This window comes from Rhodococcus sp. 27YEA6 (assembly GCF_044908235.1).
GTDB lineage: Bacteria > Actinomycetota > Actinomycetes > Mycobacteriales > Mycobacteriaceae > Rhodococcus_F > Rhodococcus_F qingshengii.
In genome coordinates, this window is record NZ_JBIYCY010000041.1 from 1 (window position 1) to 11,922 (window position 11,922).

At 60.9% G+C, this 11,922-nt stretch carries 10 protein-coding genes; 3 read left to right on the forward strand and 7 right to left on the reverse strand.

The window, feature by feature from the left end; translation table 11 throughout:
* On the forward strand, nucleotides 1-1,217 hold a 1,217-nt coding region (locus tag ABH939_RS32580; protein WP_404650718.1), incomplete at its 5' end, for an aldehyde dehydrogenase family protein.
* Between the two features lie 63 nt (nucleotides 1,218-1,280).
* Here the strand turns inward: ABH939_RS32580 and ABH939_RS32585 are convergent.
* Genes ABH939_RS32585 through ABH939_RS32615 form a run of 7 tightly spaced genes read right to left on the reverse strand, consistent with a single transcriptional unit; the run spans nucleotide 1,281 to nucleotide 8,269 of the window.
* Nucleotides 1,281-2,042 (reverse strand): HpcH/HpaI aldolase/citrate lyase family protein, encoded by a 762-nt coding sequence (locus ABH939_RS32585; protein ID WP_007732505.1) that lies wholly within the window; start codon nucleotides 2,040-2,042, stop codon nucleotides 1,281-1,283.
* A 34-nt stretch (nucleotides 2,043-2,076) separates the two neighbouring features.
* Nucleotides 2,077-3,036, reverse strand: a complete 960-nt coding sequence (locus ABH939_RS32590) for an aldo/keto reductase (protein ID WP_404650719.1) — start codon at nucleotides 3,034-3,036, stop codon at nucleotides 2,077-2,079.
* A complete protein-coding gene (locus ABH939_RS32595) occupies nucleotides 3,036-3,902 on the reverse strand; it encodes an ATP-binding cassette domain-containing protein (RefSeq protein ID WP_007732503.1) in 867 nt (288 codons plus the stop codon). Before ABH939_RS32595 ends, ABH939_RS32590 begins: the two co-directional genes overlap by 1 nt.
* Nucleotides 3,899-4,732 carry an ABC transporter ATP-binding protein gene (locus ABH939_RS32600; RefSeq protein ID WP_007732500.1) on the reverse strand — a complete coding sequence of 278 codons (834 nt, stop codon included), beginning with the start codon at nucleotides 4,730-4,732 and terminating at the stop codon, nucleotides 3,899-3,901. Before ABH939_RS32600 ends, ABH939_RS32595 begins: the two co-directional genes overlap by 4 nt.
* Before the next feature lie 3 nt (nucleotides 4,733-4,735).
* Nucleotides 4,736-5,683, reverse strand: coding sequence for an ABC transporter permease (locus tag ABH939_RS32605; protein WP_404650720.1), 948 nt, complete (start codon nucleotides 5,681-5,683; stop codon nucleotides 4,736-4,738).
* A complete protein-coding gene (locus ABH939_RS32610) occupies nucleotides 5,683-6,687 on the reverse strand; it encodes an ABC transporter permease (protein ID WP_404650721.1) in 1,005 nt (334 codons plus the stop codon). Before ABH939_RS32610 ends, ABH939_RS32605 begins: the two co-directional genes overlap by 1 nt.
* A 4-nt stretch (nucleotides 6,688-6,691) precedes the next feature.
* The gene (locus tag ABH939_RS32615; RefSeq protein WP_404650722.1) at nucleotides 6,692-8,269 is read right to left on the reverse strand and encodes an ABC transporter substrate-binding protein; all 1,578 of its coding nucleotides are present in this window, start codon (nucleotides 8,267-8,269) and stop codon (nucleotides 6,692-6,694) included.
* 212 nt (nucleotides 8,270-8,481) lie between these two features.
* Here ABH939_RS32615 and pdxA point away from each other — a divergent pair, with 212 nt between their 5' ends.
* Together pdxA and ABH939_RS32625 are read left to right on the forward strand one after the other, a co-directional pair.
* Nucleotides 8,482-10,734, forward strand: coding sequence for a 4-hydroxythreonine-4-phosphate dehydrogenase PdxA (pdxA, locus tag ABH939_RS32620; RefSeq protein WP_404650723.1), 2,253 nt, complete (start codon nucleotides 8,482-8,484; stop codon nucleotides 10,732-10,734).
* 27 nt (nucleotides 10,735-10,761) lie between these two features.
* On the forward strand, nucleotides 10,762-11,529 hold the full coding sequence (locus ABH939_RS32625; RefSeq protein ID WP_003941419.1) for a DeoR/GlpR family DNA-binding transcription regulator: 768 nt from the start codon (nucleotides 10,762-10,764) through the stop codon (nucleotides 11,527-11,529).
* Nucleotides 11,530-11,922: the final 393 nt, after the last annotated feature.

An 11,922-nucleotide genomic window follows, 5' to 3' on the forward strand; every position in this document is an offset into this window, starting at 1 on the left:
GGGGAAAAACAACTGGCCGCCACCGGGGAGAACCCGTGGCCACCAGCGGGGAGAACTACTGGCCGCCTACGGGGAGAACTTCGTGGCCATTGACAGCGAAGCCCGTGCAAATCGGAATGCCGCTCGCGAATTTGAATGCATTTGCCGAATTGGCTCGCACTTATGATTTCGACGCTCACGAGGTCGGGAATTCGCTGATTGTTCGCGAACCTGCGGGTGTTGTCGGCGCTATCACTCCCTGGAACTTCCCGCTCCACCAAGTTGTCTTGAAGGTTGGCGGTGCGCTCGCGGCGGGCTGCACCGTGGTTCTCAAGCCCACCGAGGTTGCGCCACTCATCACGTACGCTCTCGCTGACATCTTCGACGAAATTGGTTTGCCTGCAGGTGTATTCAACCTGGTAAGTGGCTACGGCCCGGTAGTGGGTGAAGCCATCGCCGGCCACCCGGAAGTCGACATGGTCTCCTTCACCGGGTCGACTCGGGCAGGCAAGCGAGTGGCCATCGTCGCCGCGGACACCATCAAGAAGGTCTCGCTCGAGCTGGGTGGCAAGTCGGCGAACGTCATTCTCGACGACGCCGATCTCGAAAAGGCTGTCACGGACGGCGTCGCAAAGTGCTTCATCAACTCGGGCCAGACCTGTTCGGCGCTGACGCGTATGTTGGTTCCCGCGGAGAAGGTGGATGAGGCAGCGGCAATTGCTGCTGCGGTCGCCGCTCATTTCCCGGTAGGTGATCCGACTCAGCCGACTTCGGTGCTTGGTCCTCTGGTGAACGCGAATCAGCTGGGACGCGTTCGCGGATACATCGAGAAGGGTGTGTCGGAAGGTGCCACCGCGGTTGTCGACGGTCGCGAAACCGGTCTGGCCAGTGGATATTTCGTCGGTCCGACGGTGTTCGCGAACGTGACCGAAGACATGACCATTGCGCGCGAGGAGATCTTCGGACCGGTCCTCTCGATCATGGGCTACAAAGACGAGGCCGACGCAGTGCGGATCGCTAACGGCACCGAGTACGGACTGGCCGGTGGCGTTTGGTCAGGTGACCCCGATCGCGCGGATCGCGTCGCACGGCAACTGCGTGCCGGGCAGGTCGAGGTGAACGGCGGCGCCTTCAACACGAATGCTCCGTTCGGTGGGTACAAGCAGTCGGGCGTCGGGCGCGAGGCCGGCACGTTCGGGCTCGAAGAGTTCCTCGAGATCAAGGCGATTCAGAGATAGTTTGTTCGAGAATGGCGATGCTCCCGTACCAAGTGCGGGAGCATCGCCATTTTTGTACCCGGATCAGGACTTGGCGGCATCCAAATGCTGAGCCGAGATGTTCGCCAGATGTGTCAGGTCCGAGGCCACGGTCGCGAACGTGTAGCCCTCCCCGAGCCGTTGTGCCGCAACCTGACCGGAAGGTGTGTGGATTCCCGCAGCGACTCCGCTGACGGCGGCAGCTTCGCGCACCCTGGTGAGCGCTGATTCGAATTCCTCGGCGACGTCCGGATCGTTGGAGTGCTTACCTCCGACGGCGATTCGTAGGTCGGACGGCCCGACGTACACGCCGTCCAAACCCGGCACTGCGCAGATCTCTTCGACGTTCGCCAGACCCTGTGGGGTCTCGATCATCGCAAATACAACGGTGTCGCGGTTCGCGTCGGCGGGAACGGGGCCGATACGGAGTTGCGAGCGCATGGGTCCGTAGGAGCGGATGCCGAAAGGCGGATACTTGGCGGCTGCCACGGCGGCCGCTGCCTCTTCGGCGTTGTTGATCAGCGGAACGATGACGCCCACAGCGCCCGCGTCGAGTGCACGGCCGATGGGTGTCGGATTGTTTGCCTCGACGCGCACCATCCCGACGGTGGACGGTGACGAGTCGATGGCGGTGAGCCCGGCGACCATCCCCGAATAGCCGATCAGGCCGTGCTGCATGTCGAGGGCAATGTAGTCCCAGCCGACGTGCGCGATCCATTCGGTCGAGATCGGGCTGTCGATGACGGACCAATATCCGAGTATGCGTTCGCGTCCTCGGATGCGTGCGGCGAATTCCTGTGCTGACATAGTGAAGAACTCTTCCTGATGAAGGTCGGGTATTTCAGCGGTTGTAGTTGGGCATGGGGCCTCGTAGGGCGGCACCGACGAGATCACACTCTTCGACGGTCGAGGCGTCGAGTGAACCTCGCCCGATGGCCGCGATATTGGATTCGAGGTGCGTTACTTTGGATCCTCCGAGGAGCAGCGATCCGGCGACGGGCTTGCTGACCAGCCAGCGCAACGCAAGCTCGGTCAGGGAGATGCCCGACTGCTCTGCGATTGCCGTCAGTTGAGCGATCGCGTCGAATATCTGTGTGTTCCAGTATCGCTCCTTGTACATCGACGCAAGACGTGAGTCGCCGAATCGGCCGTCGGCGGGACTTTCCTCGAAGGTGTGGCGCCCCGTGAGCAGGCCCCCACCGAGTGGGTTGTAGACCATGGTGGTCAGTCCGGTCACGTCCGCGAATTCTGCGTATTCTTCTTCGATGCGACGCGCGAGCAAGTTGTAGAGCTGCTGTGCGACGATCGGTCGGGGAGCTCCGACTGTGTCTGCGGTGTAGTTGATTTCACTGATTTGCCACGCTGCGAAGTTGGATACGCCGAGTGTGCGGATCTTGCCCTCGGCAACCAGTTCCGCGACGGTGGTGAGAGTTTCGGTCAGCGTGACGGTTCGGTCCGGCTGATGGAGATAGAACAGGTCGACGTAGTCCGTGTCGAGTCTGCGCAGGCTTCCTTCGACGCTTGCTCGGAGCCCCTCTGTCGAGAGTGGGCTGTTGTCGCCGGCATCGGGATGCGGCATTCCCGCTTTGGTGGCCAGAGTGACGGAATCGCGTCGGCCGTGGAGCAGCTTTGCCAGCATGCGCTCGGACTCGCCGCCCGCATAGCCGTTGGCCGTGTCGATGTGAGAGATACCGGCGCCTAGTGCTGCGTCGAGCATCGATCCGGCGCCCGATATGTCGACCGTGTCTCCGAATGTCATGGTGCCGAGCACCAGTTTCGGAAGCTCGAGTGGGGCGGTCATCAGGCAACTCCTCGTGATTCGGTCTGCTTGGCTAGCAAGTTCTTGGACAGGGCTGCCACCACGTGGCGTGGTTTGATGCCGACCATGGTGGTGGGATCGAGAGCAGCGCCTCGTAGTGCGCGGGTGTACGGCTCGCGTGGACTGGCGAGAACTGTGTCTGTGGAACCGGATTCGACGATGGTTCCTTTCGACATCACGACTACGGTCTCGCTGATTTCTCGGACGACGCCCAAGTTGTGTGAGATGAAAACGTACGTCAGACCGGTATCGGCCTGAATTTCACGTAGGAGCTCGAGTACCTGCGCTTGCACCGACACGTCGAGAGCGCTGGTCGCTTCGTCGCAGACCAGGATCTCGGGTCCGCTGGCAAGTGCACGAGCAATTCCGATGCGCTGACGTTGGCCTCCTGAGAACTCCGCCGGACGCCGGTGTAGTGCCGAGCTGGGCAAGCCAACGCGATCGACGAGTTCTGCTGCTGCCTTTGCACGTTCAGACTTGCTCCGAACACCTTTGAGGCGCAGTGGTTCTCCGATGATGTCCTCGGCAGTCAGATGAGGGTCGAGCGATCCGTACGGATCTTGGAACACCATTTGAACGCGAGAGCGGTAGGGGCGCAGCGACTTCTCCGACATCTGCGCGATGTCATTGCCGTCGACGAGAATGCGTCCACTGGTCGGTGTGAGGAGTCGGACGATCGATCGAGCGATGGTCGACTTGCCACATCCGGATTCGCCGACGATGGCCAAGGTCTTGCCCTTTTCCACCGAGAAGCTCACAGCATCCACGGCTCGGAAAACTCCGTCGGGAACCGGATACTCGACCACGAGATCTTCGACGGCGAGAAGTGGCGTTTCGTGGCGGGTCATGCCGAGGCTCCGATCTGTGTTGAACGGGCGGGGTCGCCGTCCCAAGGCCCCAGTTGAGGTATGGCGTCGAGAAGCTTTTGTGTGTAGGCGCTTTGCGGTGAGTCGACGAGAACGTCGGCACTACCGGTCTCGACAAAACGTCCGTCCTTCATCACGTAGATGCGATCGGAGACCAACCGCGCAACTCCGAGATCGTGAGTGATGACCAGCATTCCGATGCCGGTGCGCTCCTGCAACTCGAGCAATAGATCCAGAATCCCGGCCTGAACGGTTACGTCCAGTGCGCTGGTGGGTTCGTCGGCCACGATCAGTTCGGGGCCGGCAGCAAGAGCGCCGGCGATCAGGACGCGCTGCAACATTCCACCCGACAGTTGATGCGGGTACTTGTCGAGTTGCTGATCCGGATACGGAATGCGTACCTGCTCGAGCAGTTGCACTGCCCGCTCGATTTGTTGCTTCTTCGCGGTCACACCGCTGTGGCGCACTGCTTCTCGAAGTTGGCTACCGATGGTGTGGACGGGACTCAGAGCCGTCATCGGGTCCTGGGGGATGAGCGCGATGTGTTTTCCGCGAATATCGTTCAGGATCTTCGTGTTTCCGAGAATGTCCTGACCCTTGAACACGGCTTTCCCGGAAAGAACCGCAAGATCGTCCGGAAGCAGTCCGAGAATCCCCATGGCTGTCGTCGACTTTCCGGAGCCGGATTCACCGATGATGGTGACGGTTTCACCGGCGTCGATGCAGAAGGACACGCCGTCGACGGCTCGGATGACGCCGTTCGCCGTGACAAGTTCGATCTGGAGATCGTCGACCCGTAGTAGATTTCCCATGTCTCACGCCTTCGCTTTCTGGGCGCTGCCACGCCCGAACAGGCTTGCGCCCAGTCGTTTCGAACCTGCAGGACGATCGCGCAGACCATCGCCGAGTAGGTTCACTCCGACGACCAGCAGCACGATCATCAGACCGGTCAACGTGACGATCCACCATGACGTGGTGATGTAGTCCTGGCCGTCGGCGATGATTCGTCCCCAGGTAGCGAATGGACGTTGCGGTCCGGCGCCGAGGTAGCTCAACGAACTTTCCAGCAGTACGGCCTGCGCGAGCAGCAGCAGGACGACGAGCGATGCCTGCTTGACGATGTTGGGAATGACGTGACGAAGCAGGATGGCCATGCGGGTAAGTCCGAGGACTCGAGCTGCAGCTACGTAAGGCTTTTCGCGTTCGACGAGTACCAATGAGCGAGTCAACCGTGCGACTTCGGGCCACTGTGCGATCGCGATGACAAACGTGATGACGGGAATGGACGGGCCGAACAGCGCAACAACGAGAAGCAGCATCATCAGCAGAGGCAGAGAAAGCTGTGCTTCGAGTAGGCGGGAGATCACGGTGTCGACCCAACCACCGAAGTACCCCGCGGCGGATCCGGCGACGATGCCGATGACGCCGGAGACGATCACGGCGAGAATACCGATCGTCAGAGACACCTGGCCGCCGTGCAGGATCCGTGAGAGCAGATCTCGTCCCAACTGATCGGTGCCGAACAGATGGCCGTCGGTGAGGGGCGGTAGCCGTCGACTGCTCAGGTTGGTCTGGTTCGGATCTGCAAGGGGGAGCAGCCCGGCCAATGCAACAGGAAGAATCACCAGGAGCGCGCAGATCGAGCCGGCCCAGATCTTGACTCGGCTGTCTCGCTTACGGCGCGTGGCTCCGGCGCGTGCGAAGTCTGCCTCGGTGACCGCGCTGGCGCGTGGAGTTGTTGGAGGTTCCAAGATGGTAGTCATCAGTTGGCGCCCTTTCCGAGTCGCACGCGTGGATCCAGGAGGGGGTAGAGGAGGTCCACTGCCAGTTGCACGAGCACTGCGAGAACCGCGGTGACAAGTACGGTGGCCTGGATGAGCGGGTAGTCGCGAGTCTCGAGTGCGCGGACCACCAGCGAGCCGACACCAGGCCAGGCGAACACGACCTCGACCACCACGACGCCGTTCAGCATTCCGGCAAATCTGGTGCCCAGCGCGGTGACGATCGGAATCGCCGAATTGCGCATCGCATATCGCCAGGTGAGTTCGCGTTCCGATACTCCGCGAGAACGTGCGACCGTGATGTACGGAGAAGCGAAGGCCGAGACCATTTCGCGTCGAACCATCCGGGAGATCAACGCGATCTGAAGGATGGCGATGGTGACGGTAGGCAGGATCAACGACGGCCATGTGGTGAAACCGGCTGCCGGGAGTACTGGGATCAAGACCGCGAAGATCGTCACCAGCATCAGGCCGCTCCAGAACTCCGGCATGGACTGCCCGCCGACGGCTACGACGTTCGCACCGAGTTCACGTCTGGTGTCCGCGTGACGGGCCATCCACACGCCCAGCGGAATCGAGAGCACGGCGGTCAACAGAATGGAGCTGACGGCAAGGGTGATGGTGTACGGGAGACGGCCGAGGACAACGTCCATGGCCGGCGCCTGGAACGAGTACGACGTGCCGAGATTCAGGTGGACGAGGTCCCACAGGTAGATCAGGTATTGGGAGAACACCGCCTTGTCCAAGCCCATGTCAGCACGGATCTGTGCGAGATCCTCGGTGCTGGCCAGCGGTCCGGCCAAGGCGTAGGCAGGATCGCCGGGTGCCATTCGGATCAGGACGAACACTGTTGTGAGCGTGAGGAAGATCGTCAAGGCACTCTGTGCCAGACGTTTGAGCACGTATTTGACGGTCGGGTTCATCCGTGTGCGTCGACGCGGAGAGATTCCGAGAGCGGTTTGCGGTTTCGGAGCGGTGAGAGTCATCGCCTCAGGCCTCCAATCGGACGGCGCCGAGGTCGTAGGAGTTGATCGGGGTCAGCGAAACATTTTGTACACGAGTGCGTTTCGCAAGGAGTGCGTTGGGTACGAAGCTCCACAGGCAAGGCCAGGTGCTCCAGATGTCTTGTTGTGCGGCGTCGAGTAGAGCGGCGCGCTTGGTCGGGTCTGGTTCACTGGATGCGGCTTGGATCTTCGCGGTGATTTCGGGGAAGACGTACCCGTGATAGGTGTCGCGAGTTGCTTCCTTCTCCGCTGTGCCGGCGTACATCCCCTGCAACGTGGTCAGTGCAAGTCCGGTCTGGTTGCCGTAGCCGTTGCCCAGCACATCCCAGTCGCCGGTCTTGCCCTGGCGCCAGGACGAGATGTCACCGCCCGGTTCGAACTGCTGGAGTTTGACGCGTACTCCCACGGCCTTCATCATTTCGAGTACCGATTCCATCACCGAGACGTCGTTGGTGAACTCTCCGGTTTCCCAGATGAAGGTGAGTTCGAGGTCGTCGGCACCTTCGGCCTCGAGCATTTTCCGCGCTTTCCGTGGATCATATTGGTAAGTACCGGTTTTCACGGCTCCGTCCAAGGTCGACGGTGCGGGGCCGGTGGCCGGGACTGCGGAACCGATCAGCACGTCCCGAGCGAGTGACTCACCGTCGATGGCATACGTGAGAGCTTCTCGGACACGCGGATTGGACAGTGGGTGATCGGCGGGCTTGCGGAAGTTGAAGAACAGTTGGTTGATGCGTGTGCTCGGTACTGTGTCCACCTGGACACCAGGCAGATCGGCGAGTTGTTCGGCGGAATCGGGACTGATCGAGTCGATGACGTCGACCTCGCCGCTCCGAAGCGCGACGACGCGGCCGGCCTCTTCGGGAATGAAGCGGACCTGAACACGACGAACGCCGGGGGCCGGGCCCCAGTAGTTGTCATTGGCGACAAGTGTGTAATCGCCGGTGCCCCGGTTCGATTCGCTGACGACGAACGGTCCCGACCCGATTCCGCTCTGCAGTTCGTTGGGTTCGTTGGCAGCGGCCGGGGTGATCAAGATGTTGGACATGAGCGAGTCCAGAACCGGCACCGGGGAATTCGTCCGAAGGATGAAGGTGCGATCGTCGATGGGGACGACCGTCGGCCACTCGGGGAACTGCGGTGCGACAAACGATCCGCTGACCTGCTGGTACATCTGCATTGCCGTCGTGACGTCGTCGATCAGCACAGGTGTGCCGTCGGAATAACGGATGCCCTCGCGGAGTCGAACCGTCCACTCGGTCGGGCCGGTCGATTCGAACCTGTCAGCGAGAACGAGTTGCGGTGTCAGATTGTCGCCGATCCGGGTGAGACCTTGTCTGACGCCACGTTGAGCCGTGACTGCTGCGTCGAATTGATTGAGTTTGTTGTCGAGGCTGACGAGCGAGCGGTTGAGCCCGAGCACCAGGGTGTCCTGTGTCGGTTTCCCGGTAGGGCCGGCGCACGCGGCAGTCGTGCCCAGAAGCGTTGCGCCACCGATCAGCCCGGTGAACTGCAGAAAGGATCGCCGGGAGAGCTGTGGTGTTCGCAAACGAGTATTGGTCATCGGTGACCTTTCGATCCTGACGGGGCAGCGTGGGGGCGACGCTCCGAGCGGACTGTTGGTGAACAATCGCGTCGGGCTCTCGCTTGTAACTCAGCTCACAATGGCACTGTTGCGCACTTCGCGCAAGTCCCGTAACTTCAATTGCGTACTTCGCGCATCGGTTGCGATGCTGTGCAAACTCGATTCAGACCGAAAGGGGGTCGAGGAATTCGATGAAACCACTGGTAATCATCGCTGATGATCTTTCCGGAGCAGCGGAGTCGGCCGCAGGATTTCTGCTCCGCAGTTCGGGCATATCGCTTCGGCTCGGCCCAGATGCGCCCGACGGATCAGGAGTGACGGTTTTCGATCTGCACTCACGGCGATCCGACCCCGCCAGAGCCTCTCGGGACGTGAGATCAGTTCTGCAATCGTCTGACGGCTCCGAGATCGTCAAGAAGATCGATTCCCTGCTCAGGGGCAACATAGCAGCGGAGGTTGGAGAACTCTCCCGCGACGGATCCCCGGTCATCGTCGCCGCCGGACTGCCCAGACAAGGGCGCACGGTGCAAGACGGCGTGGTGTTGGTCGATGGGGTTGCGTTGCACTCCACCGACCTGTGGCGCGCGGAGTCGAAGCCGACTCCTCGGTCGATTGCAGAGGCGCTCGGCCCGTCGGCAATCACTTCTGGCGTATCGCTGGATGACATTCGCTCCGGTCGTTTGATCCAGGTTCTTGCGTCGATCTCAGAAGCCGGGTCGGTGGCGATCTGCGACGTCGAGACCGAGAGTGATCTGGAACTGATTGTGGCTGCAGCACAGGAGGTTCGGGGTTCTCGATTGGTAGGAACCTCGGCGCTCGCGATGGCAGTGGCACGACGAAGAACCGTGCAGTCACCCGTCGCGTGCCCATCTCTTCGTGATTCTCGATTTACTTTGGTGGTCGTGGGGACGGCGGATGCGTCTGCCGGGGACCAAGTGGCATTGCTTCGGGATTCAGGGGCGCATCATATCGAAGTGAACAGTGCTGAGCTGCTGGCGCATTCGGTCGATCCGCTTCCGATTCTGAACGCGCTGGATCGCGGAAACGTCGTGGTTTCGGTAAGTGGACCTGTCGTGCCTGCAGAATCCGTCCACCTCGTTTCGGCTCTCGCCGATCTGATCGCTGCCGTCGATGCAGGATTCTCCCACGACGAGTACCCGATCGACCTGGTACTTACCGGTGGCGAAACCGCGCGCAGCGTTCTCGACCGCCTGCGGATCGACACGCTGTCACCGATTTACGAAATCGAACACGGCGCCGTACTTTCCGTCGATCGCACCGGACGGTACATCGTCACGCGGCCAGGCAGTTTCGGGAATGCACACAGTCTTTTCTCCATAACGAAGTTTCTCGCGCACCCCACCCCGGTCGCCGCTCCGGACAGTCCACCTTCAATGACTCCTTCAGACAACGAGGTCAACCCCATGTCAATCGAATCCACTCCACTGCCGCTGATTGCTGTCACGATGGGCGACGGCGCCGGCGTCGGACCGGAAGTGATCGTCCCCGCACTCCTCGACGCCGAAACGAGAAAGCGTTGCCGCCCTGTTGTTGTCGGCGACGCGAAGCGTTTGCGATTGGCTGCCACGGTGCTAGGAATCGACGTCGACGTGGTCGCGATCGAGGAGATCAAGGATGCTGAATTCATCGATGGACGGATCAACGTCATCGACCTGGACTTGCTACCCGAGGATCTCGCCTGGGGTGAACTGTCGGCAGTCGCGGGGGATGCGGCCTATCAATATATCCGCGTCGCAAGCGAACTCGCCGTACGCGGTGAAGTCCAGTCGATCTGCACGGCGCCGCTGAACAAGGAAGCGCTGCATGCGGCAGGACACATCTATCCCGGACACACGGAATTGCTTGCGCACCTGACCGGTACCGAGGAGGTGTCGATGATGTTGTCGACCCCCAAGCTCAAGGTGATTCACGTGACCACTCACATCGGACTGCTCGATGCAGTTGCCAGGATCGAGCCCGGCCTGGTCGAGAGGACCATTCGTCGAGGTCACGAAGCTTTGGTGCGCACGGGCAATCCATCTCCGAAAATCGGCGTGTGCGGGATCAACCCGCATGCGGGGGAGAACGGGCTTTTCGGGTACGGAGAGGAAGAGCAGAAGATCATTCCCGCCGTCGAACTCTTGAAGGCAGAAGGAATCGACGTCCACGGCCCACTGCCGGCGGACACGGCATTCTTCCTCGCTGGACGTGGGGACTACGACTTGATCGTTGCGATGTACCACGATCAGGGGCACGGCCCGGTCAAGGTTCTCGGGATCGAGGCCGGCGTCAACATCACCGTCGGGTTACCTGTCATCCGTACCTCCGTCGATCACGGAACCGCTTTCGATATTGCAGGTAAGGGCATCGCCGAGGCCGGTAGTATGGTCGAAGCGCTGCGGCAGGCGGCCGAATTGGCAACCAGCACATTCGTTTCCAAGTAAGAACCACGGTTTGTAGGGGGAGGAGCGATGGCCATCCGGGAGTCGGAGGCGAGGCGGTCGGAGATTGCGAGGCTCGCTCGCACCAGCGGTCTGGCCAGTGTCGAGGATCTGTCTGCCCAATTCGGGGTGACTGCATCCACGATTCGTCGCGACCTGAGTCAGTTGACTGCCCAGGGAGTAATTGCTCGAACGTACGGCGGGGCGATTGCTCTCAACCCTCATCCGGAATCCTCCTTGCGTCAACGCGCAATGGAGGGATTCGACGCCAAACGGGGCATCGCCGAATGGGCTGCTGAGCAGGTTCGGCCCGGGGAAACCGTACTTCTTGATGCAGGTACCACCGTCGGGGCGATGGGAGAGTTCTTACGTCACGTGACGAATTTGACGGTGATCGCTGCAGGGCTTACGGCGCTCGAGGCGTTAGCCGACGCTGATGGTGTTCGAGTCGAATGTCTCGGGGGGACCCTGAGGCAGCTCAGTCAAGGATTCGTCGGGCCACTGGCGGAAGCGTCGCTGCAGCGGGTGTCGTTTGACAAGGCATTCCTCGGTGCCGATGCAGTTACGGCTGACCTGGGTATTTGTGAAGCTGAGCTCGATCAGACCCGGCTCAAGGAAATGATGATCGAACGTGCCGGCGAGGTCTACATCCTCGCCCACTCCGCCAAGCTCGGTGAACGTCCTTTCCATGCGTGGGCGCCGATACCGCCGGGGGCCGTGCTGGTTACCGATGCTGCAGTAGACGCAAAGCAAGTCGCGTTGTTCGAGGATGCAGGTATCCGAGTCCAAGTGGTGTGAGTTCCCGCTGCGCGCCAGTCCGGGCACGGTGTCCGGCGTCACATGATGTCCGAATTCGTGAAAATCGACTGAAACGGGCAATCTTGCTGGGGAAATGGATACCTCTGAGTCTCTGACCTGTGGATTTGTCAAAGACTTCGGCGGACGCGTAACTTATTCCAAGTCAGAGCGACACGGACACCGACTCCCGCCTTCACGGCGAGTGACACGAGGTTGTACGAAGTGCCTGACCAAATTTCGAAGTAGTTTCCATCGTGTATGGTTTTGCTTCACCTCCAGTTCTTCCCCGAATGTTCAGCGGTTTGCGCCGGTGACCAGGTTGGGATAGGCTGGAAAAGTTGCCCCGGAGCGGCGGCCATAGGGTCGTGGTGATGGTGTGTGCGTGTTCTTTGA